Here is a 20922-nt window from a genome sequence, read left to right as displayed (position 1 = left end):
TCAGATGTGGTTGGCCACCGTGCGCGGGATTGCAGGATTGACGGAGGGCGGCTCCGGGCATACAGCGCGGTGATGACGAAAGGAGGACAGCATGGCTGACGTCGCGAACCACCGTACGTCCCGGACCGGGAGCGAGCCGTCCACCGCCGAACTGGTGCAGCGGGCCACCGAGCAGGTCTCCCGACTGGTCCGGGACGAGCTGGCCCTGGCCCGCGCGGAACTGACCCAGAAGGGCAGGCACGCCGGGATCGGGATCGGCCTGTTCGGCGGCGGCGGGGCGCTGGCCCTGTACGGGCTCGGCGCACTGGTAACCGCCGCGATCCTGCTGCTGGCCCTGGTGCTGCCCGCGTGGGCGGCGGCGCTGATCGTGGCGGTGGTGCTCTTCCTCGTCGCCGGGGTGCTCGCCCTGGTGGGGAAGAAGCAGGTCAGCCACGCGGTCCCCCCGATGCCGGAGGCGACGGTCCGCAGCGTCCGCGCGGACGTGGACACGGTCGCCGCCGCGGTGAAGGACAGGGGACGGGCATGACCGGCACGACAGGCAGCAACGGGACCGGCAACGGCACCGGCGACACCGAGGCGCTGCGCGAGGAGATCCGCCGGACCCGGGTGGAGCTGGGCGAGACCATGGAGCTGTTGGCCGCCAAGGCCGACGTCAAGGCCCGGCTGAAGGACTCGGCGGAGCAGGCGCGCGAGCGGGTACGCGAGCAGGCCGCGTCGACCGTGGCCCGGGTGCGGGGGCAGGCGGCCCAGGGCGTCGACCGGGCCCGGACCCAGGCGTACGACACGTCGGTGGCGGTGCGGCGCGATCCGGTGCCGTGGGCGACGATAGCGGCCGGCGCGGTGGCCGCCGTGGTGGTGTTGTTGATCGTTCGGGGGAGGCGCAGGTGAGCAAGGGCATCGGCAGGACCGCGTACAAGCCGGTCGGGGTGCTGCTGGGACTGGCGGCCGGTGCGCTGGCCGGGACGATCTTCCGGCAGGTGTGGAAGGCGACCGCCGGGGACGGCGAGGCGCCCAACCCCACCGACGAGGACCGCCGCTGGGGCGAGATCCTCGCGGCGGCGGCGTTGCAGGGGGCGATCTTCTCGGTCGTCCGCGCGGCGGTGGACCGGGGTGGCGCGGTCGGCGTCCGGCGGCTGACCGGACGCTGGCCCGACTGACCCGCCCCGGCCGGTCGCAACCCTGCTGACCAGCCGCGACGGCCAGTTCTTCCGAGGGTGACGACGACCTGTGGCCCCCCGTTCGCATCGACGGACGGGGGGCCTTTCGCCCGGGTAGGGTGACCCGGCCAGCGTGCGTCGGGCATCCGTCAGGTCACATGTCGGAGAATTTCGTCGATTAGGCTGTGCAAGGTTTTTGGGTACGTGGTTTGCTGATCCCCGCTGTTGCGAGACGGGGTCGGCACGGAGCAGTCTCCCGCTGTGGGGAGCCCGCCCGGGTCGCCGCCGCTCGCACACGGCCAATCGGCCGCACAGCGTGCTCGGCCGCCGGTTTTAGAAGGAGATACACATGGCGCAGGGAACCGTGAAGTGGTTCAACGCTGACAAGGGCTTCGGCTTCATCACCGTCGACGGCGGGGGTGCTGACGTGTTCGTCCACTTCTCGGCCATCCAGACCAGCGGCTACCGCACGCTGGAGGAGAACCAGCGGGTGGAGTTCGAGATCGCCCAGGGTCAGAAGGGTCCGCAGGCCGAGCAGGTCCGCCCCCTCTGAGCGAAGCCGGTCGGCGAACGCCGGCCCGGGTGGTCCGGCCAGCCGGATCGACGAGAAGCCCCGTGTCCCCTCAGGACGCGGGGCTTTCCGCATCGGTCCCCCTCCCCGTCGGCGTGCCGGGCCGCAGCCCACCGGGTCGGTCAGGGCAGCCGGCCAGGCCGGTCAGGGCAGCCGCCGGGCCCGCAGGCCGCGCCAGAGCAGCACCAGGCCGCCCAGCACCAGCAGCGGCCCGACGACGGCCCACAGCCGCTCGTCGCTCATCAGGCTGCCGTCGACGTACCCCAGACCCTGGACCGTCCAGACGGCGCCGACCACCACGGCCAGCAGGCCCAGGGTGAGCGTGAGCCATCCCCTCACCGGTCCCCCCTCCGCGGGCCGGTCGCTCCGGCCCGGTCACCAGGATGCCGGCCGGACCGCACCGGCGCGACGACCCGGCCGGCGTGGCTCACCACCGGTCGTGCACCCGGGGCCGGACCAGCTCGTCGTAGACCGACCGGACGGTGTCCAGCTCGGCGTCGGTGAGCGCGGGGGACCCGGCCGTGGCGGCGTTGCCCCGGGCCTGCTCCGGGTTGCGCGCGCCGGGGATGACCACGGTCACCCCGGGCTGGTCGATGACCCAGCGCAGGGCGAACTGGGCCATCGTGCGGCCGTCGCCGACCAGCGGGGCGAGCCGGCGCACCACGGTCAGGCCGAGGTCGAAGTCGACGCCGGAGAAGGTCTCGCCGACGTCGAAGCTCTCCCCGTGCCGGTTGTAGGTGCGGTGGTCGTCGGCGGCGAAGGTGGTGTGCTCGTCGTACCGGCCGGAGAGCAGGCCGCTGGCCAGCGGCACCCGGGCGATGATCCCCACGCCGGCCGCGGCGGCGGCCGGCAGCACCTCGTCGAGGGGCTTGAGCCGGACCGCGTTCAGGATGATCTGGACGCTGGCCACCCCCGGCCTGGCGATCGCGGTGAGCGCCTGGTCGCAGGTCTCGACGCTGACGCCGTACCCGGCGATCCGGTTCTCGGCGACGAGGGTGTCGAGGCCGTCGAAGACCCGGTCGTCGGCGAAGACCTCGGTGGGCGGGCAGTGCAGCTGCACCAGGTCGAGGGTGTCCACGCCGAGGTTGGCCCGGGACCTGTCGGTCCAGGCCCGGAGGTTGTCCAGGGTGTACGCCTGCGGCGTCTGCTCGACCCGGCGGCCCATCTTGGTGGCGACGGTGAGCCCGTGTCCGGGGTTGTCCCGCAGGAACCGCCCGATCAGCTGCTCGCTGCGGCCGTCGCCGTAGACGTCGGCGGTGTCGAGGAAGGTGACGCCGGACTCCACGGCGGCGGCGAGGACGGCCAGGGCGTCGCCCTCGCTGACCTGTCCCCAGTCCGCGCCGAGCTGCCAGGCCCCGAGGCCGACCACACCCACCTGCCGGCCGAGCCGGTCGAAGCTGCGCTGTTCCATGCGGTCGAGCCTAGTGACCTGCTTGCCGGGGCGCAGCGCCGGCCGTACCGTCATCACAAGACGTACGTACGGTTTGGGGGTTGGTCATGTGGGATCCGGGCACGTACCTGCGCTACGGCGACGAGCGGTCCCGCCCGTTCCACGACCTGCTGGCCCGGGTCGACGCCGACCGGCCCCGCGCGGTGGTCGACCTCGGCTGCGGCCCGGGCACCCTGACCGCGACCCTCGCCCGGCGCTGGCCGGACGCCCGGATCACCGGCTTCGACTCCTCCCCGGAGATGATCGGGCGGGCCCGCACGCTCGACACCCCGGTCACGTTCACCGTCGGCGACGTCACCGACTGGCGGCCCGCCCCCGACGTGGACGTACTGGTCGCCAACGCCGTGCTCCAGTGGGTGCCCGACCACCCGGCCCTGCTGCGCCGCTGGGCCGGCGCGCTGCCGCCCGGCGGCTGGCTGGCGTTCCAGGTGCCCGGCAACTTCACCGGCCCCTCGCACCGGGCGCTGCGCGAGGTCGCCGCCGACCCCCGCTGGGCGGCCACCGTCCGGCCGCTGCTGCGTGAGGACCCCGTCGACGACCCGGTCGGGTACGCCGCCGCGCTGACCGCCGCCGGCTGCGCGGTCGACGCCTGGGAGACCACCTACCTGCACCTGCTGCCCGCCCCCGCCGACGCCGAACACCCCGTGCTGACCTGGCTGGACGGCACCGCCCTGCGCCCCGTGCGGGCGGTGCTGGACGACACCGACCTCGCCGGGTTCCGCGCCGCGCTGGAGAACCTGTTGGCCCGCGCGTACCCGGTACGGCAGGGTCAGGTGTACTTCCCGTTCCGTCGGATCTTCGTGGTCGCCCGTACGGGTGCCCATCACAAGGAGCAGCAGTGACCGACCTGTCCGCCTTCATCGCCGAACTGCCCAAGGTGGAGCTGCACGTGCACCACGTGGGCTCCGCGTCCCCCCGGATCGTCGCCGAACTGGCCGCCCGGCACGAGGGACGCAGCCCCGTACCCGCGGACCCGGACGCGCTCGCCGACTACTTCGCGTTCCGCGACTTCGCCCACTTCATCGAGGTCTACCTCAGCGTCGTCGACCTGATCCGCGACCCCGACGACGTCTGGCTGCTCACCCACGAGGTGGCCCGGGAACTGGCCCGCCAGCAGGTGCGCTACGCCGAGCTGACCGTCACCCCCTACTCGCACGTGCGCCGGGGCATCCCCGCACCGGCGTTCTGCGAGGCGATCGAGGACGCCCGCCGCCGCGCCGAGGCCGACTTCGGCATCGCGCTGCGCTGGTGCTTCGACATCCCCGGCGAGGCCGGCCTGCCGGCCGCCGAGGAGACCCTGCGGATCAGCCTCGACGAGCGCCCCGACGGGCTGGTCGCCTTCGGCCTCGGCGGCCCCGAGATCGGGGTGCCCCGAGCGCAGTTCAAGCCGTACTTCGACCGGGCGCGGGCGGCCGGGCTGCGTTCCGTGCCGCACGCCGGGGAGACCACCGGCCCGCAGACCGTCTGGGACGCCCTGCACGAGCTGGGCGCCGAGCGGATCGGCCACGGCATCTCCGCCGCACAGGACCCGGAACTGCTCGCGTACCTGGCCGAGCGGCGCATCCCGCTGGAGGTCTGCCCGACGTCCAACGTGCGGACCCGGGCCGTCGCCCGGATCGAGGAGCACCCGCTGCGCCAGCTCGTCGACGCGGGGGTGCGGGTCACCATCAACTCCGACGACCCGCCGATGTTCGGCACCACCCTCAACGACGAGTACGCCGTCGCCGCCCGACTGCTCGACGCCGGCCCCGACGGGCTCGCGGCGCTGGCCCGGGAGGCGGTGTCCGCGTCGTTCCTCGACCCGGCCGGGCAGGCCCGCATCATCACCGAGATCGACGCCTTCGTGGCGACCCGCTGACCGCGGGGGCCGAACCCGGAGAAGTGGTGTACACGCGGCGGGAGCTGGTGTGGGGGACCGTGCCCCCGCCGCGCGTACCGATCCACCGGCCGGTGGGTGTCAGGGGCGACAGGCCGGTGGAACCGATGGGTTCGGACCTGATCCTGTCAGCGCGCCGGCCCCGCGTCGCCGTCGTTAATCCGGATCTAAGGAAACCTTGCGCCACAGCACAACCAGCGCCCGATTCTCAGCCGTCGGTGGGACGCTGCCGGGGCCAGCGGCGGCCCCCGCCCTTCTGCTCCCGGGCCTCCCGCGCCATCCGGCCCACCAGCCCGAACCGGTTGACCTGCCGGGGGGTCGCCTGCGGATCGGCCAGCAGCATCACCACGCTCGCCCCGCCCAGGCGGGCCCGGTCGAGGCTGACCGAGCCGTTGGCCTGCAACGCCACCCGCCGCGCGATGTCCAGCCCCAACCCGGTCGAGCCCTGGTCGCTGGCCCCGCGCCGCAACGCCCGGTCCGGGTTCGCGATGCCCGGCCCGGCGTCGTCGATCCGGATCGCCACGTACCCGTCCCGGCGGGAGACGGCCACCTCGAACGCCGTGCCCTGCGGGGTGTAACGGAAGACGTTGCCGATCACCGCGTCCAGGGCGGCGGCCAACTCGGCCCGGGGCACCGGCACCGGAATCCGCAACTGCGCGCCGCTGACCCGGTGCGGACGGTTCTGGTCGCCGGCCAGCGCCGCCCAGAACACCATCCGGTCCCGCACCACCTCGCTGACGTCGCACTCGGCCGGCCCGGCCTCGTGCGCCACCGCCTTGCGGGTCGTCTTGATCAGCACGTCGATCTCGCCCTCCAGGGTGACGATCGCCTGCCGGATGCGCCGGATCGTCCGCCGCCGGTCCAGCTCCGCCGCGCTGAACGAGCCGACGCTGGTGTCGTCGGAGTCCAGCCCCTCGGCATCCAGCCGCAGCACCGTCAACGGGGTACGCAGCCGGTGCGACAGGTCCGCCACCAACTCCCGCTCGTCGGTACGGGCGGCGGCCATCCGGTCGGCCATCCGGTTGAACGCGTACCCCGCCTCGGCCAGCTCACGCGGACCGCTCGGCTCGACCCGTACCCCCAGGTCACCGTCGCCCACGGCGAGCGCGGCGCGGACCAGGGCCCGGGTGGAGTCGACCGCCCGCCCGGCGACCCGGTCCACCACGATCACCGCCGCGCCGACCAGCGCCACGGCCACCCCGGTGAGCAGCAGCCAGGTGCCGCCCGCCCCCTCGTCGAGGACGGCGTCGGGCACGAAGACCTCGACCACCGCGACCCGGCCGTCGAGCACCACCGGGTCGAGCCGCAGCAGCCCGCCCTCGACGTCGACCACCCGGGACTGCTCCCCGGCCCGCGCCCGCTCCAGGTCGTCGGCCGACGCCCGCCCGGCCGGCTGCTCCCCGGCCAGGCCGTGCACCACCGGACGGGTCGCCGGGTCGTCCCCGGTGGCCTCGACCGCGCGGCGGACCGCCGCCGGCTCGGTGCTGACGGCGAGCGCGCCGGTGACCAGCGCCCCGCGCCGCGCCGCGTCGGCAAGCGCCTCCTCGCGCACCTCCCCGCGCAGGGTCAACCCGAGCGGGACGAGGAACGCCGACGCGACGAGCGCGCACATGCCGGCCGTCAACGCGGCCAGCGCCGGCCTCAGTCGGGGGCCACCAGCCGGAACCCCACCCCCCGCACGGTGCGCAGGTAACGCGGCTTCGCCGCGGACTCGCCCATCTTTCGGCGCAGCCAGTACAGGTGCACGTCGATGGTCTGGTCCTCGCCGACCGACGGTTGGCGCCATACCTCCTCCAAGAGTTCCCGCCGGGACACCACCCGGCCGGGCCGCGCCGCCAGATACGCCAACAGGTCGAATTCCTTACGGGTGAGCGCCAGCGACTCCCCGTCGAGCACCGCGCTGCGCTCGCCCACGTCCACCCGCAGCCCACCGACGCAGTGCACGGCCGGGGCGACGGTACGGCTGGCCCGGCCGACCCGGCGCAGCACGGTGGTGATCCGGGCGTCCAGGTGGGCGCCGGTGAACGGTTTGACCATGTAGTCGTCCGCGCCGGCCCGCAGCAGGCGGACCACCGACTGCTCGTCGTCGCGGGCGGTGGCGATGATGATCGGCACGTCGGTGATGCCGCGCAGCATCCGCAGCGCGTCCGAGCCGTCGAGGTCGGGCAGGCCCAGGTCGAGCACGACCAGATCGGGGGTCTCGGCGGCGACCCGACGCAGCGCGTCCAGCGCCGTGCCGACCGCGTGCACCGCGTGCCCCCGTTCACTGAGCGACCGCAGCATCGCGCCACGGACGACGTGGTCGTCTTCGACCAGGAGCACGGTGGCCACGTCAGCACCGTACTGCCCGTGGCAAGTCGGGCGCGTTGCGGCGGATCCGCGAACCGGGCAAAATGGTACGACGATGCCGTTCACCCTGTTTCCCGACGCCCGGCTGGCGTTGGCCCGGGACAGCCTCGCCGGGCTGTCCGTCGGCGACGCCCTCGGCTCGCAGTTCTTCGTACCGGGCCGGCGACCCGACGACCTCGCGGCCGGCCGGCTGCCCCCGCCGCCCTGGCAGTGGACCGACGACACCGAGATGGCCTGCTCGGTGCTCGCCGAACTCGCCACCCACGGCGACGTCGACGCCGACCGGCTGGCGCTGGCCTTCGCCACCCGGGCCGAGCCCTACCGGGGCTACGGGCCGGGCGCGGTGACCATCCTGCGGCTGATCCGCACCGGCACCCCGTGGCCGGTGGCCGCCGCGTCGGCCTTCGACGGCCAGGGCTCCTGCGGCAACGGCGCGGCGATGCGGGTCGCCCCGCTCGGCGCCTGGTACGCCGACTCGACCACCCGCGCGGCTTCCCGCGCCCGGGTCAGCGCCGAGGTCACCCACGCCCACCCGGAGGGGATCGCCGGCGCGGTCGCGGTGGCCGTCGCCGCCTCGCTCGCCGCGCGGGCCCGGCTGGACGGGGAACCCCGCCCCGACGTGACCCGGCTGCTCACCACCGTCGCCGGGTCGATCGACCCGGCCAGCGCCGTGCACCGGGGGGTACGCCGGGCGATCGGCCTGCTCGGTCACGGCCTCGACGAGGCCGTCGCGGCGTTGGGCAACGGTGCCCGGGTGACCGCCCAGGACACGGTCGCGTTCACCCTCTGGGTGGTCGCCACCCACCTGGCCGACTACCCGGCCGCCATCCGCGCCTGCGTCGAGGCGGGCGGGGACGTCGACACCACCGCCGCGATCGTCGGCGGGATCATCGGCGGACACACCGGGGTCGGCACGCCCGGCGGGGTGCCCGCCGACTGGGTGGCCGCCCGGGAGCCGCTGCCGGCCTGGCTGGACTGAGCCGGCCCGGCCGGCGCTCAGTGCGTCGACACCCGCCCGGTGCCGGTGTGGGCGTGCCCGTCGAGCCGCCAGCCCCGCTCGCCGGGGGTGGAGCCGGCGTCCGCCGTCGGGTCGTCGTCCCGCGTGTCGTCGGCGGTGGCCCGACGGCGTGACCGGCTCGCCACCCAGCCGATCGCCGCGCCGCCGCCCAACCCGACCAGCAGGCCGCCGCCGAGCAGCAGGTCCGCACTGGGACCGCCGTCGTCGTCGGCCGGTGCGGCGTCGGCGGCGGAGGTCGCCTGGGCATCCGTCCCGTCGGCCGCGCCGCCGTGGTGCCCGGTCGCCGCGCCGGGAGCCGGCGGCACCAGCGCCAGCGTCGGGGCGGGATGGCCGCCCCCGGCCGGGTCGGCCCAGCGCACCACCGTTCCGTCGGAGTAGGTCTGCACCACCTCGAAGGTCATCCGGTCGGTCTGCGGCAGCGGGCCCATGGCCACCGAGAGCCGGGCCGGACCCGGAACCGCCGGCCCGGCACCCCGGGTCCAGACCACCGCCGAGGTCACCGTGCTCACCGACGGGGCGTGGATGCCGGCCACCGGCGCGGCCAGCTCACGGGAGGTGATCAGCGGTGCCCAACCGTCCACCGACAGCGGGTACACCTCGCCGATCGGGGCGTCCGCCGGCATCCTGAACTCGATCTTCTCGGTGCGCGCGCCGGGCCGCTGCTCGGGCACCACGAACGTCAGCTCCACCGCGTCGCCCTGCACCGCCTGGCTCGGGCTGGCCGACAGCCCGTCCGCCAGGGCCGCGCCCGGAGCGCCGAACACCCCGGCCGCCACCGCCGCCAGCACCAGCACGCCCCGCCGTCGCCGGACGTCACCACGGGTCGTCGTCATCTTCCGCCCCCATCCGTCTCGCCGTGGCCGACACCGGCTCCGGCCACACCTGGTAGTTCGGACGGCGGGCCGAAAAGGTTCAACGCCGGTGCGGGTCGACGCCGCCACCGGGCTTCCTTTCCCGGCGACCGGGGGCGACGGCGGGACCGATAGCATCGAAGCAGCCGGCGCGTCCGGCCCATCCGTGCCGCCTGCCGTTGAGGAGTTCACCGTGTCCGCACCCCGTACCCCCGTCGTGGCCGACCCCGTCGTCGTGGCCGCCGGGACGACGGCGGCCGACGCGGTGGCCGCGGCCGGGCTGCCCGCCGCCGGCCCGAAGGCGGTCGTGGTGGTCCGCGACCCGCAGGGCCAGCTCCGCGACCTGGACTGGGCCCCCGCCGAGGACACCACCGTCGAACCGGTCAGCCTCGACTCGCCGGACGGGCTCAACGTGCTGCGGCACTCCACCGCGCACGTGCTCGCGCAGGCCGTGCAGGACGTCTTCCCCGAGGCCAAGCTGGGCATCGGCCCGCCGATCGAGAACGGCTTCTACTACGACTTCGCCGTCGACAAGCCGTTCCAGCCCGACGACCTGGCCAAGCTGGAAAAGCGGATGCAGGAGATCGTCAAGTCCGGGCAGCGGTTCCGCCGCCGCCGCTTCGGCAGCCTCGACGAGGCGCGGGCCGAGCTGGCCGCCGAGCCGTTCAAGCTGGAGCTGATCGAGGTCAAGGGCGAGGGGCTGGACACCAGCGAGGTGATGGAGGTGGGCGGCGGCGAGCTGACCATCTACGACAACCTCGCCGCCGGCGACGACAAGGTCTGCTGGTCGGACCTGTGCCGGGGCCCGCACCTGCCGAACACCCGGCTGATCGGCGCGTTCAAGCTGATGCGTTCGGCCGCCGCGTACTGGCGGGGGTCGGAGAAGAACCCGCAGCTCCAGCGGGTGTACGGCACCGCCTGGCCGACCCGCGACGAGCTGAAGGCGTACCTGAAGCTGCTGGAGGAGGCCGCCCGGCGCGACCACCGCAAGCTCGGGGTGGACCTCGACCTGTTCAGCTTCCCCGACGAGCTGGGCTCCGGCCTGGCGGTCTTCCACCCCAAGGGCGGCATCATCCGCCGGGAGATGGAGAACTACTCGCGGGTCAAGCACGAGGAGGCCGGCTACTCGTTCGTCAACACCCCGCACATCACCAAGGGCCACCTGTACGAGGTCTCCGGGCACCTCGACTGGTACGCCGACGGGATGTTCCCCCCCATGGAGGTGGAGGGGGCGAACTACTACCTCAAGCCGATGAACTGCCCGATGCACGACCTGATCTTCCGGTCCCGGGGCCGCTCCTACCGGGAGCTACCGCTGCGGATGTTCGAGTTCGGCACGGTCTACCGGTACGAGAAGTCGGGCGTGGTGCACGGCCTGACCCGGGTCCGGGGCATGACCCAGGACGACGCGCACATCTTCTGCACCGAGGAGCAGATGGCCGGCGAGCTGAAGTCGCTGCTCGCCTTCGTCCTGGAGCTGCTGCGCGACTACGGCCTGGACGACTTCTACCTGGAACTGTCCACCCGTAACCCGGACAAGTCGGTCGGCACCGACGAGAACTGGGAGCGGGCCACCGAGGCGCTGCGGTCGGCCGCCGAGGAATCCGGCCTGCACCTGGTGCCCGACCCGGGGGGCGCGGCGTTCTACGGGCCGAAGATCTCCGTCCAGGCCAAGGACGCCATCGGCCGGACCTGGCAGATGTCCACCATCCAGGTCGACTTCAACCTGCCCGAGCGGTTCGGACTGGAGTACCAGGCGGCCGACGGCAGCCGGCAGCGGCCGGTGATGATCCACCGGGCGCTGTTCGGGTCGATCGAGCGGTTCTTCGGGGTGCTCACCGAGCACTACGCGGGGGCGTTCCCGGCCTGGCTGGCCCCGGTGCAGGTGGTCGGCATCCCGATCCGTGAGGACCACACCGAGTACCTGCACGGCTTCGTCGCGGCGCTGCGCGCCAAGGGCATCCGGGCCCAGGTCGACGCCGGTGACGACCGGATGCAGAAGAAGATCCGCACCGCCCAGCAGCAGAAGATCCCGTTCATGGTGATCGCCGGGGACGACGACGTGGCCGCCGGCACCGTCTCGTTCCGCTACCGCGACGGTTCCCAGCGCAACGGGGTGCCGGTCGCCGAGGCGGTCGACCACGTGCTCGACGTGGTCTCCTCGCGGGCCAACGCGGGGCCGTCCGCCGCCGACTGATCCCGGCCCGCCACCGGCCGTGGGTACGCGGCCGGTGGCGGTCGTGGTGGGAGATCGTAGGATCGGCGGTGTGACTGGGGCGGAGCGGCACCTCGACGGCGACACGGACCACGGCTCGGCGGACGACGGCCTGGCGGACGGGCTCGACCGGCTCTGGACCCCGCACCGGATGACCTACATCTCCGGGGAGGACCGCCCCGAGGGAGGCTACGAGAAGCCCGCCGGCTGCCCGTTCTGCCTGGCCCCCGGCCTGCCGCCGGAACGGAGCCTGGTGGTGGCCCGCGGCACGCACGTCTTCGCGGTGCTCAACCTCTACCCGTACAACCCGGGGCACCTGCTGGTCTGCCCCTATCGGCACGTGGCCGACTACACCGAACTCGACCAGGCCGAGACGGTGGAGCTGGCGGCGTTCACCCAGACCGCGATGCGGGTGGTCCGGCAGGTCAGCAGCGCGCACGGGTTCAACCTGGGGATGAACCAGGGCGGGGTGGCCGGCGCCGGCATCGCCGCCCACCTGCACCAGCACGTGGTGCCCCGGTGGGGTGGGGACATCAACTTCATGCCGGTGATCGGCCGGACGAAGGTGCTGCCGCAACTGCTCTCCGACACCCGCGAACTGCTCGCCCACGCCTGGCCGTCCTGACCGGCCCGGCCCGACTCCGGAAGGCGACCATGGCGCTGCTGCACCGGGCGGAGATCAGCCCGAGCAAACTCGAACTCCTGGCCGGCTGGCTGCCCGCACAGCCGTGGTATGCGGGCCCGGGCGGCGGGGAGCCGGTCCGGGTGGCCGGCTACCGGTTCGACGACCCGGCGGGCGAGGTGGGCATCGAGACGCTGCTCGTCCGGGTCGGCGACGCACCCGTGTACCAGGTTCCGCTGACCTACCGGGGCGCGCCGCTGGCCGGTGCCGAACGGTGGCTGGTCGGCACCACCGACCACTCGGTGCTCGGCCCCCGCTGGGTCTACGACGCCTGCGGCGACCCGGTCTACGCCGTCGCGCTGGCCACCGCGATCCGCACCGGCGGCGGCCAGGCCGAGGAGTACTTCGAGACCGACGCGGGACGCGAGTCCCGCCCGCCGTCCATGACGATCGCCGTCACCGGCAGTGTCCCGGTCCCCGTCGTCGGCGCGGTACGCCGGGTGCGCGACGGCGACCCGACCGTGATCGGCACCGACACCGTCGACCTGGCCGTCGCCCGCCGGCTGTCCGGCGGCGACCTGTCGGGTGACGACCCGTCCGGCGGCCTGTCCGGCGGCAGCCTGTCCGGCGGCGGCCTGTCCGGCGGCGGGTCGGACGCCGGCATGCTGACCGGCTCCTGGCCGGGTCAGCCGACGCCGCTGCCGCTGGCCCGCGTCCTGCCCCGCTGACCGCCACCCGCCGAGGTGTCGCATGTGGTCGATCGGACACCCTGGGTCAGGTTCGCCCGCCGCGCCCCCCGGAAGGTGACACGATGCGTCAATGGCAGTGACGACACGGGTGTTGGGTCGCAGCGGCATCGAGGTCAGCGCCCTCGGCATGGGCTGCTGGGCGATCGGTGGCCCCTGGGCCGAAGGCTCCCAGCCGCTGGGCTGGGGCGCGGTCGACGACGAGGAGTCGGTGCGGGCCGTCCGCCGCGCCCTCGACCTCGGCGTGACCCTCTTCGACACCGCCGACACGTACGGCGCCGGGCACGGTGAACGGGTCCTCGGGCGGGCGCTGGCCGGCCGCCGGGACGCGGCGGTGATCGCCACCAAGTGGGGGTACACCTTCGACGAACGGACCCGGCAAGCTACCGGCGAGGACGCCTCCCCGGCGTACCTGCGGCGGGCGGTCGTCGACTCGCTGCGCCGGCTGGACACCGACCGGATCGACCTCTACCAACTGCACCTGGGCGACCTGCCGCTGCCCCGGGTGGAGGCGCTGGTCGGCACCTGCGAGGACCTGGTCGCCGAGGGCCTCGTCCGGGCGTACGGCTGGAGCACCGACCGGGCCGACCGGGCCGCCGGTTTCGCCCAGGTGGCCCCGCACGCCACCGCGATCCAGCACAACCTGTCGGTGCTGCGCGACGCGCCGGCGATGCTGGCCACCTGCGACAAGCACGACCTGGCCAGCGTCAACCGGGGGCCGCTCGGGATGGGGCTGCTCACCGGCAAGTACACGACCGCCTCCACGCTGCCCCGCGACGACGTGCGGGGAATGACCCCCGGCTGGCTGGAGTGGTTCCGGGGCGGCCGGCCCGCGCCGGAGTGGCTGCGCCGGGTCACCGCCGTACGCGGCGCGCTCACCGCCGACGGCCGGACCCTGGTCCAGGGCGCGCTGGGCTGGATCTGGGCGCGCAGCGACCGGGCGGTGCCGATCCCCGGCTGCCGTACCGTCGCCCAGGTGGAGGAGAACGCCGCCGCGCTGCGCCTCGGCCCGCTCACCCCGGACCACTTCGCCGCCGTGGAACGTCAACTCGCCGCCCTGCGTACGGCCGCGCTACGCGACGCCGACCGACCGCACTGGCCCCCACCCCCCCTCCCCACCGCCCGCCCCTGACCCCGCCCCCCACCCCCCCCACCCGCTCCCGTCGATCATGGAGTTGTGGGGCGCCGCATAAGTCGCATACGGGGGCGCAACCCCATTACAACTCCATGATCGACGTGGTGGGGGCGGGGTGGGGGAGGGGAGGGGGTTAGTTCCGGGTGGGGGTGAAGGTGTCTGTCAGGTGGGCGGGCATCGGGTCGTAGTGGGCGAACTCCCGGCGGAAGGTGCCGGTGCCGGCGGTCAGGGCGCGCAGCTCCACCGCGTAGCGCAGCAGCTCCAGGGCGGGCACCTCGGCCCGGATCAGGGTGCGGCCCTCGGCGTCCGGGTCGGCCTCGGTGCCGAGCACCCGGCCCCGCCGGCCGGACAGGTCGCCCAGCACCGCCCCGACGGCGGAGTCGGCCACCCGGACCACCACCTCGTCCACCGGCTCCAGCAGCGTCGGTTCGCCCCGCCCGGCGGCGTCGCGCAGGGCGAGCGCGGCGGCGGTCTGGAACGCGGCGTCGGACGAGTCGACGCTGTGCGCCTTGCCGTCGACCAGGGTCACCCGCACGTCCACCACCGGATGGCCGGCGACCAGCCCCCGCGCCAACTGCGCCCGCACGCCCTTCTCCACCGACGGTACGAAGTGGTGCGGCACCGCCCCGCCGACCACCCGGTCGACGAACTCGATCCCGGCACCCCGGGGCAACGGCTCCACCGTGAGGTCGCAGACCGCGTACTGGCCGTGCCCGCCGGACTGCTTGACGTGCCGCCCGTGCCCCGAGGCGGCCACCGTGAACGTCTCCCGCAGCGGCACCCGCACCGGCTCGGTGTCCAGCTCCACTCCGCCGGCCCGGAGCCGGTCGAGCACCACGTCGGCGTGCGCCTCGCCCATGCACCACAGCACCAGCTGGTGGGTCTGCGGGTTACGTTCCAGCCGCAGCGTCGGGTCGCCCACGACGAGCCGGCCCAGGTTGCGGGCGAGGGCGTCCTCGTCGGCGCGGCTGCGGGCCACCACCGCCACCGGCAGCAGCGGCTCCGGCATCTCCCACGGTGCGATCAGCAGCGGCTCGTCGCGCGCCGAGACGGTGTCGCCGGTCTCCGCGCTGCCCGACTTGGTGATCGCGCAGATGTCGCCGGCGACGCAGGCGTCCACCTCCCGCAGGGTTGCCCCGAGCGGGCGGTAGACGTGCCCGATCCGCTCGTCGGCGTCGTGGTCGGGGTGGCCCCGGCCGGCCATCCCGTGCCCGGACACGTGCACCGTCTGGTCGGGGCGCAGGGTGCCGGAGAAGACCCGGACCAGGCAGACCCGGCCGACGTGCCGGTCGACGGTGGTCCGGACCACCTCGGCGACCAGCGGGCCGTCCGGGTCGCAGTCCAGCGGCGGGCGGGGGGAGCCGTCCAGCCCGGTGACCGCCGGCACCGGGCGTCCGAGCGGCGACGGGAACGCCGACACCAGGCCGTCGAGCAGCACGTCCAGCCCGACGCCGGTGGCCGAGCAGACCGGCACCACCGGGTAGAAGTGTCCCCGGGCGACCGCCTTCTCCAGGTCGGCGACCAGCACCTGAGTGTCGATCTCCTCGCCGTCGAGGTAGCGGTCCATCAGGGTCTCGTCCTCGCTCTCGGCGATGATCCCCTCGATCAGCTCGCCCCGGGACTCGGTGATCGCCGGCAGGTGCTGCGGGTCCGGGTCGCGCACGGTGGCGGGCAGCCCGGCCGAGTAGTCGTGCACCCGTCGGGTGACCAGCGCCAGCAGGCCGGCGACCGACTCGCCGTCGTCACCGAGCATCGGCAGGTGCAGCGGCAGCACGTTGTCGCCGAAGACCCGCTGGCACAGCGCCACCGCCTCGTCGAAGTCGGCGCGCGGATGGTCCAGCCGGGCGACCGCCACCGCACGCGGCAGGTCGACCGCGGCGCACTCCTCCCACAGGGCGGCCGTGGCGGCGTCCATCCCGTCGACGGCGGACACCACGAACAGCGCCGCATCGGCGGCCCGCAGACCGGCCCGCAGCTCGCCGACGAAGTCGCCGTACCCGGGGGTGTCCAGCAGGTTCACCGTCACCCCGGCGTGCACCAGCGGCGCGCAGGACAGGGCGACCGAGCGCTGCTGGCGTACCGCGGCGGGGTCGTGGTCGCCGACGGTGGTGCCGGCGGCGACGCTGCCGGCCCGGTCGATCGTGCCGCTGGCCGCGAGCAGCGCCTCGACCAGGGTCGTCTTACCGGCCCCGGAGCGCCCGACCAGCACCACGTTGCGTACGGTGCCGGGGTCGGTCACCGCCGGCACGCCGGTGGCTCCCCTGTCGTGGTTCCTCTGCGCCATCGCGGCGCACCTCCCTCAGCCGGTGGTGGATGGCGACCGCCGCGCGCGACGGGAAACGGGCCCGGTACGGGTGCCGCGGCGCTATCCTCCGGTGACCCGCCGGCCGGACGACGGTCAACGGCCGTGACGGTGAGCTGGCTCACCTTCCACCCCGATCTCACACCCGGCGGGGGGTCGGCACAAGCTTCCCGGGCGGGTCGGGTGACCGGCCGTACCGCCCGCCGCTGCCGGCCGTTATCGTGGGACCGCCATGGCGAAGATCTTCCAAGTGACGGCCCGCGCGGGGATGACCCGCGTCGTGGAGCCGGTCGCGCGCGGTCTGCTCCGCGCCGGTGTGTCCCCCAACGCGGTCACCGTGGCCGGCACCGTCGGCGTGCTCGTCGGCGCGCTCGGCTTCGGCGCCCGCGGTCACCTCGTCGCCGGAGCGCTGATCGTGACGTGCTTCGCGCTGACCGACATGCTCGACGGGACGATGGCCCGGATGAGCGGCGGCTCGACCCGGTTCGGCGCGTTCCTCGACTCGTCGATGGACCGGGTCTCCGACAGCGCGGTGTTCGGTGCGGTCGCCTACTGGCTGGCCACCGAGGTCAACCACTCCGGGCTGGCCGCCGCGCTGATCTGCCTGGCCGTCGGCGGCCTGGTCTCCTACGTCAAGGCGCGTGCCGAGGGGCTGGGGATGACCTGCGACGTGGGCGTCGCGGAACGCACCGAACGGCTGCTGATCGTCGGGATCGGTGGGCTGCTCACCGGCCTCGGGGTCGGCCCGGCCCTGGAGATCTCGCTCTGGCTGCTCGCCGCCGTGTCGATCTTCACGGTCGGTCAGCGGGTGGCCCACGTGTACCGGCAGGCGCAACTGGTCGGCCGGGAGTGAACCTCACCGAGTTCGGCTACGTCGCCGGCTGGCGGCTGGCCCGCGCGCTGCCCCGGCCCGTGGTCGCCGCCGCCTTCCGGGCCGGTGCCGACCGCGCCCACCGCGCCCGAGGCAGGGCCGCAACCCGGCTACGTGCCAACCTGCGCCGGGTGGTCGGCCCCGATCTGCCCGAGCCGGAGCTGGACGCGCTGGTCAAGCAGGGTCTGCGGTCGTACGCCAGGTACTGGATGGAGGCGTTCCGGCTGCCCTCGCTGAGCCGCCAGCAGATCCTCGACGGCTTCCACCTGGGCGGATCGGAAATGCTCGCCGCCGACGTGGCGGCCGGTCGGGGCGCGGTGGTGGCGTTGCCGCACGCCGGCAACTGGGACGCCGCCGGCGCCTGGGTCGCGGCCAGCGGCTGGCCGATCACCACGGTCGCCGAACGGCTCAAGCCGGAGGGCGTCTACGAGCGTTTCCTCGCCTTCCGCCAGGGTCTCGGCATGGAGATCCTACCCACCCACGGCGGTGGCCGCCCCGCCTTCGACGTGCTGGTGGACCGGCTGGGCAGCGGTGCGGTGGTGCCGCTGCTGGCCGACCGGGACCTGTCGGCCCGGGGTGTTGAGGTGGACTTCTTCGGCGGACGCACCAAGATGCCGCCCGGGCCCGCGCTGCTGACCATCCGCACCGGCGCCCCGCTCTATGTTGCCTCGCTGTGGTACGAACCGGAGATGCCGCGCGCGCAGTTGGAGGGCCCGCTGCCGGTTCCCGAACCGGACAGCGCGCCCCTGGACGAGCGGGTCCGGGTGCTGACCCAGCGGATTGCCGACCGTCTGGCGGCGGGCATCGCCCGTCATCCGCAAGACTGGCACATGTTGCAGCGGATGTGGCTGGACCAGCGGCGCTCTACCGACGGCGGTTCCACCGCGCCGCCGCCCCCGGCCAGCGCCGGATCGGTCTGAGGGGAGGGGGCGCCAGTGCGGATCGGCATCGTGTGCCCGTACTCCTTCGACGTCCCGGGCGGGGTGCAGAACCACGTCATGGACCTGGCCGAGGCGCTGCTCGGGCTGGGGCACGAGGTGAGCGTCCTGGCCCCCGCCGACGAGGATGCGACGCTGCCGCCGTACGTGGTCCCCGCCGGCCGGGCGGTGCCGCTGCCGTACAACGGTTCGGTGGCCCGGATCGCGTTGTTCGGGCCGGTCTCCACCACCCGGGTGCGGCGCTGGATCACCCGGGGCGACTTCGACGTGCTGCACGTGCACGAGCCGTTGATCCCGAGCCTGTCGATGATGGCGGTGCTCTCCGCCCGGGGCCCGGTGGTGGCCACCTTCCACACCGCGATCACCCGTTCCCGGGTGCTCGCCGCCGCCCAGGGGATGCTCCAGATCCTGCTGGAGCGGATCACCGCCCGGATCGCGGTCAGCGCGTTGGCCCGCAAGGTGCAGGTGGAGCACCTGGACGGCGGGGCGGTGGAGATCCCCAACGGGGTGGCGGTGGCGAAGTTCGCCGGCGTCGAGCCGCTGCCCGGCTGGCCGGGCGAGTGCGCCACCGGCACCGGCGGGACGCTGGGTTTCCTCGGCCGGTTCACCGAGGCCCGCAAGGGCTTCCCGATCCTGCGGGACGCCTTCGTCGCGCTGGCCCCGCACCGGCCCGGGTTGCGCCTCCTGGTGGCCGGCCCCGGCGATCCGGACGACCTGTTCGGGCAGTTCCCGGTCGAGGTCCGGGACCGGGTGACGTTCCTCGGCCTGGTCTCCGAGGTCGACAAGGCCCGGATGCTGCGCAGCGTCGACCTCTACGTCGCGCCGAACACCGGCGGCGAGTCGTTCGGCATGATCCTCACCGAGGCGCTCGCGGCCGGTGCCACCGTGGTCGCCAGCGACCTGGACGCGTTCCGGCGGGTGCTCGACGGCGGGCGGGCGGGCCGGCTCTTCCCGACCGGCGACGCCGCCGGCCTGCGTACCGCCCTGGCCGAACTCCTCGACGACCCGGCGCAGCGGGCCGCGTTGACCGCCTGCGGCGACCAGGTGGTCGCCCACTACGACTGGCCGGTGGTGGCCCGCCGGGTGCTAGAGGTCTACGCGGCGGCCATCGAGGCCACCGACGGCCGGGTCATCGACCAGGAGTGGGTGGGGCTGGGTGGTCCCGGGTGAGCAGCATGCTGCCGCAGCTGTGGGCGGTGCTGGCCACCGCGGTCGTGGTCGCCCTGCTCGCGGTGTACCTGGTCTGGACCGCGGGCCGGGTCGAGCGGTTGCAGACCCGGGCGGAGTCGGCGGCGCGGGCCCTCGACGCGCACCTGCTGCGCCGGGCCGCCGCCGCCGCGGTGCTGGCCGAGAAACGCTACGGCGTCGAGCTGTACGCGGCGGCCCGGATCGCCCTGGACGCCGTCCCCGAGGAGCGGGAGGCGGCCGAGAACGACCTCACCCGGCAACTGCGGGCGGTCCGGCTCGACCCGGCCGATCCGGCGTGCGAGGCGGTGATCGCGGCGAGCCGGCGGCTGGCCCTGTCCCGGCAGGTGCACACCGACCTGGTCCGCGACGCCCGCTCCGCGCGTAGCCGACCGCTGGTGCGGTTGTGCCGGATGGGCCGCCGCCACCCGTGGCCGCGCTACTTCGACATCGACGACCCGACCCTGGCCCTGCCCGCCGACGTCCCGACGGGCTGACCCACGGCGTGCCGGCCGGACCGGAAACGGCGTCGGGCGGCGGTCCCCGGGTTGACGGGGACGGTCCGGTCGGAGGGTGCCGGGAGCGGTCCGGGGCGGGGGTGACGGGGGCCACAGGGCAGGCCACCGTGGGGCCGATTGGCTGTCGGAACGGCGTGGCCGCGGTCGTAGCATCGGCCGGAACCCACCGCCCCAGCACGTCCGAGGAGTGATGAGCCGTGCCCGAACCGACCTCCCCGAACGCCGGTGACGCCCAGGTCTGGGGCACCGCCCGCGTCAAGCGGGGCATGGCCGAGATGCTCAAGGGCGGCGTGATCATGGATGTGGTCACCGCCGAGCAGGCCAGGATCGCCGAGGACGCCGGCGCGGTGGCCGTGATGGCGCTGGAGCGGGTGCCGGCCGACATCCGGGCCCAGGGCGGCGTGTCCCGGATGAGTGACCCGGACATGATCGACGGCATCATCCAGGCCGTCTCCATCCCGGTGATGGCCAAGGCCCGGATCGGCCACTTCGTCGAGGCGCAGATCCTCCAGTCGCTCGGCGTCGACTACGTCGACGAGTCCGAGGTGTTGACCCCTGCCGACTACGCCAACCACATCGACAAGTGGGCGTTCACCGTCCCGTTCGTGTGTGGCGCGACCAACCTGGGCGAGGCGCTGCGCCGGATCACCGAGGGCGCGGCCATGATCCGCTCCAAGGGTGAGGCGGGCACCGGGGACGTCTCCAACGCCACCATGCACATGCGGAGGATCCGGCAGGAGATCGCCCGGCTCAGCTCCCTGCCGGCCGACGAGCTGTTCGTCGCCGCCAAGGAGTTGCAGGCCCCGTACGAGCTGGTCCGGGAGGTCGCCGAGACGGGCAAGCTGCCGGTGGTGCTGTTCACCGCGGGGGGCATCGCCACCCCGGCCGACGCCGCGATGATGATGCAGCTCGGCGCGGAGGGCGTCTTCGTCGGCTCCGGCATCTTCAAGTCGGGCAACCCGGCCCAGCGGGCCGCCGCGATCGTCAAGGCCACCACCTTCCACGACGACCCGGACGTGCTGGCCAAGGTGTCCCGGGGGCTGGGCGAGGCGATGGTCGGCATCAACGTCGACGAGATCCCGCAGCCGCACCGCCTCGCCGAGCGCGGCTGGTGACCC

The 20922-nt window shown here is 74.3% G+C and carries 22 protein-coding genes; 16 read left to right on the top strand and 6 right to left on the bottom strand.

Annotated elements, in window-relative coordinates; translation table 11 throughout:
- The first annotated feature begins 91 nt into the window (after positions 1-91).
- From B5D80_RS12670 to B5D80_RS12655, 4 genes are all read left to right on the top strand, one after another.
- Entirely contained in the window at positions 92-526 is a 435-nt protein-coding gene (locus B5D80_RS12670; protein WP_088644043.1) for a phage holin family protein, read from the top strand.
- Positions 523-888: a DUF3618 domain-containing protein gene (locus B5D80_RS12665; protein WP_088644042.1), complete on the top strand. Its 366-nt coding sequence runs from the start codon at positions 523-525 to the stop codon at positions 886-888. Before B5D80_RS12670 ends, B5D80_RS12665 begins: the two co-directional genes overlap by 4 nt.
- Entirely contained in the window at positions 885-1157 is a 273-nt protein-coding gene (locus tag B5D80_RS12660) for a DUF4235 domain-containing protein (protein ID WP_088644041.1), read from the top strand. Before B5D80_RS12665 ends, B5D80_RS12660 begins: the two co-directional genes overlap by 4 nt.
- 349 nt (positions 1158-1506) lie before the next feature.
- Positions 1507-1710 carry a cold-shock protein gene (locus B5D80_RS12655; RefSeq protein ID WP_011905669.1) on the top strand — a complete coding sequence of 68 codons (204 nt, stop codon included), beginning with the start codon at positions 1507-1509 and terminating at the stop codon, positions 1708-1710.
- 162 nt (positions 1711-1872) lie between these two features.
- Here the strand turns inward: B5D80_RS12655 and B5D80_RS12650 are convergent, their stop codons facing one another.
- Both B5D80_RS12650 and B5D80_RS12645 read right to left on the bottom strand, forming a co-directional pair.
- Positions 1873-2067, bottom strand: a complete 195-nt coding sequence (locus B5D80_RS12650; RefSeq protein WP_088644040.1) for a hypothetical protein — start codon at positions 2065-2067, stop codon at positions 1873-1875.
- An 88-nt stretch (positions 2068-2155) separates the two neighbouring features.
- On the bottom strand, positions 2156-3139 hold the full coding sequence (locus B5D80_RS12645; protein ID WP_088644096.1) for an aldo/keto reductase: 984 nt from the start codon (positions 3137-3139) through the stop codon (positions 2156-2158).
- An 86-nt stretch (positions 3140-3225) separates the two neighbouring features.
- Between B5D80_RS12645 and B5D80_RS12640 the strand changes: the two genes are divergently transcribed.
- Complete coding sequence (locus tag B5D80_RS12640; protein WP_088644039.1) at positions 3226-4020, top strand: trans-aconitate 2-methyltransferase; 795 nt, start codon at positions 3226-3228, stop codon at positions 4018-4020.
- On the top strand, positions 4017-5036 hold the full coding sequence (locus B5D80_RS12635) for an adenosine deaminase (RefSeq protein WP_088644038.1): 1020 nt from the start codon (positions 4017-4019) through the stop codon (positions 5034-5036). Before B5D80_RS12640 ends, B5D80_RS12635 begins: the two co-directional genes overlap by 4 nt.
- Positions 5037-5262: 226 nt before the next feature.
- On the opposite strand, the gene B5D80_RS12630 is transcribed toward B5D80_RS12635, so the two are convergent.
- Positions 5263-6666: a HAMP domain-containing sensor histidine kinase gene (locus tag B5D80_RS12630; RefSeq protein ID WP_088644037.1), complete on the bottom strand. Its 1404-nt coding sequence runs from the start codon at positions 6664-6666 to the stop codon at positions 5263-5265.
- A 29-nt stretch (positions 6667-6695) separates the two neighbouring features.
- Positions 6696-7385, bottom strand: a complete 690-nt coding sequence (locus B5D80_RS12625; protein ID WP_088644036.1) for a response regulator transcription factor — start codon at positions 7383-7385, stop codon at positions 6696-6698.
- Positions 7386-7458: 73 nt separating this feature from the next.
- On the opposite strand from B5D80_RS12625, the gene B5D80_RS12620 reads away from it, so the two are divergent.
- The gene (locus B5D80_RS12620) at positions 7459-8382 is read left to right on the top strand and encodes an ADP-ribosylglycohydrolase family protein (RefSeq protein ID WP_088644035.1); all 924 of its coding nucleotides are present in this window, start codon (positions 7459-7461) and stop codon (positions 8380-8382) included.
- 17 nt (positions 8383-8399) lie between these two features.
- Here B5D80_RS12620 and B5D80_RS12615 read toward each other — a convergent pair whose 3' ends face one another.
- Positions 8400-9254 carry a DUF1775 domain-containing protein gene (locus tag B5D80_RS12615; protein WP_088644034.1) on the bottom strand — a complete coding sequence of 285 codons (855 nt, stop codon included), beginning with the start codon at positions 9252-9254 and terminating at the stop codon, positions 8400-8402.
- 211 nt (positions 9255-9465) lie between these two features.
- Here B5D80_RS12615 and thrS point away from each other — a divergent pair, with 211 nt between their 5' ends.
- The 4 genes from thrS (at position 9466) to B5D80_RS12595 (ending at position 13987) form a co-directional block, all read left to right on the top strand.
- On the top strand, positions 9466-11469 hold the full coding sequence (gene thrS / locus B5D80_RS12610; protein WP_088644033.1) for a threonine--tRNA ligase: 2004 nt from the start codon (positions 9466-9468) through the stop codon (positions 11467-11469).
- A 70-nt stretch (positions 11470-11539) separates the two neighbouring features.
- Positions 11540-12112 carry an HIT family protein gene (locus tag B5D80_RS12605; RefSeq protein WP_425437203.1) on the top strand — a complete coding sequence of 191 codons (573 nt, stop codon included), beginning with the start codon at positions 11540-11542 and terminating at the stop codon, positions 12110-12112.
- 29 nt (positions 12113-12141) lie between these two features.
- Positions 12142-12837: a CG0192-related protein gene (locus B5D80_RS12600; RefSeq protein ID WP_088644032.1), complete on the top strand. Its 696-nt coding sequence runs from the start codon at positions 12142-12144 to the stop codon at positions 12835-12837.
- A 91-nt stretch (positions 12838-12928) separates the two neighbouring features.
- Positions 12929-13987 carry an aldo/keto reductase gene (locus B5D80_RS12595; protein ID WP_088644031.1) on the top strand — a complete coding sequence of 353 codons (1059 nt, stop codon included), beginning with the start codon at positions 12929-12931 and terminating at the stop codon, positions 13985-13987.
- Between the two features lie 136 nt (positions 13988-14123).
- Here the strand turns inward: B5D80_RS12595 and B5D80_RS12590 are convergent, their stop codons facing one another.
- The gene (locus tag B5D80_RS12590) at positions 14124-16274 is read right to left on the bottom strand and encodes an elongation factor G-like protein EF-G2 (protein ID WP_088644030.1); all 2151 of its coding nucleotides are present in this window, start codon (positions 16272-16274) and stop codon (positions 14124-14126) included.
- A gap of 250 nt (positions 16275-16524) precedes the next feature.
- On the opposite strand from B5D80_RS12590, the gene pgsA reads away from it, so the two are divergent.
- The 5 genes from pgsA to pdxS all read left to right on the top strand — a co-directional run bounded on the left by pgsA (position 16525) and on the right by pdxS (position 20919).
- On the top strand, positions 16525-17145 hold the full coding sequence (gene pgsA, locus B5D80_RS12585; protein ID WP_088644029.1) for a phosphatidylinositol phosphate synthase: 621 nt from the start codon (positions 16525-16527) through the stop codon (positions 17143-17145).
- Positions 17142-18083 (top strand): phosphatidylinositol mannoside acyltransferase, encoded by a 942-nt coding sequence (locus B5D80_RS12580; protein WP_088644028.1) that lies wholly within the window; start codon positions 17142-17144, stop codon positions 18081-18083. The genes pgsA and B5D80_RS12580 overlap by 4 nt, the downstream gene beginning before the upstream one ends.
- Before the next feature lie 15 nt (positions 18084-18098).
- On the top strand, positions 18099-19271 hold the full coding sequence (locus B5D80_RS12575) for a glycosyltransferase family 4 protein (RefSeq protein WP_088644027.1): 1173 nt from the start codon (positions 18099-18101) through the stop codon (positions 19269-19271).
- Positions 19272-19276: 5 nt separating this feature from the next.
- On the top strand, positions 19277-19783 hold the full coding sequence (locus B5D80_RS12570) for a hypothetical protein (protein ID WP_211291473.1): 507 nt from the start codon (positions 19277-19279) through the stop codon (positions 19781-19783).
- A 218-nt stretch (positions 19784-20001) separates the two neighbouring features.
- Positions 20002-20919, top strand: coding sequence for a pyridoxal 5'-phosphate synthase lyase subunit PdxS (pdxS, locus tag B5D80_RS12565; RefSeq protein WP_088644026.1), 918 nt, complete (start codon positions 20002-20004; stop codon positions 20917-20919).
- The last annotated feature ends 3 nt before the right edge of the window (positions 20920-20922 follow it).

The sequence above is a fragment of the Micromonospora wenchangensis genome (assembly GCF_002210435.1).
Lineage (GTDB): Bacteria > Actinomycetota > Actinomycetes > Mycobacteriales > Micromonosporaceae > Micromonospora > Micromonospora wenchangensis.
Note: the sequence above shows the minus strand (reverse complement) of the source record. Positions and strands in the feature narration are given on the sequence as shown.

Excerpts from the sequence above, each read along its gene's own strand:
- B5D80_RS12670 (WP_088644043.1), top strand. The coding sequence starts at position 92 with ATGGCTGACGTCGCGAACCACCGTACGTCCCGGACCGGGAGCGAGCCG.
- B5D80_RS12665 (WP_088644042.1), top strand. The coding sequence starts at position 523 with ATGACCGGCACGACAGGCAGCAACGGGACCGGCAACGGCACCGGCGAC.
- B5D80_RS12655 (WP_011905669.1), top strand. The coding sequence starts at position 1,507 with ATGGCGCAGGGAACCGTGAAGTGGTTCAACGCTGACAAGGGCTTCGGC.
- B5D80_RS12645 (WP_088644096.1), bottom strand. The coding sequence starts at position 3,139 with ATGGAACAGCGCAGCTTCGACCGGCTCGGCCGGCAGGTGGGTGTGGTC.
- B5D80_RS12640 (WP_088644039.1), top strand. The coding sequence starts at position 3,226 with ATGTGGGATCCGGGCACGTACCTGCGCTACGGCGACGAGCGGTCCCGC.
- B5D80_RS12630 (WP_088644037.1), bottom strand. The coding sequence starts at position 6,666 with ATGTGCGCGCTCGTCGCGTCGGCGTTCCTCGTCCCGCTCGGGTTGACC.
- B5D80_RS12620 (WP_088644035.1), top strand. The coding sequence starts at position 7,459 with ATGCCGTTCACCCTGTTTCCCGACGCCCGGCTGGCGTTGGCCCGGGAC.
- B5D80_RS12615 (WP_088644034.1), bottom strand. The coding sequence starts at position 9,254 with ATGACGACGACCCGTGGTGACGTCCGGCGACGGCGGGGCGTGCTGGTG.
- B5D80_RS12600 (WP_088644032.1), top strand. The coding sequence starts at position 12,142 with ATGGCGCTGCTGCACCGGGCGGAGATCAGCCCGAGCAAACTCGAACTC.
- B5D80_RS12595 (WP_088644031.1), top strand. The coding sequence starts at position 12,929 with ATGGCAGTGACGACACGGGTGTTGGGTCGCAGCGGCATCGAGGTCAGC.
- B5D80_RS12590 (WP_088644030.1), bottom strand. The coding sequence starts at position 16,274 with ATGGCGCAGAGGAACCACGACAGGGGAGCCACCGGCGTGCCGGCGGTG.
- pgsA (WP_088644029.1), top strand. The coding sequence starts at position 16,525 with ATGGCGAAGATCTTCCAAGTGACGGCCCGCGCGGGGATGACCCGCGTC.
- B5D80_RS12570 (WP_211291473.1), top strand. The coding sequence starts at position 19,277 with ATGCTGCCGCAGCTGTGGGCGGTGCTGGCCACCGCGGTCGTGGTCGCC.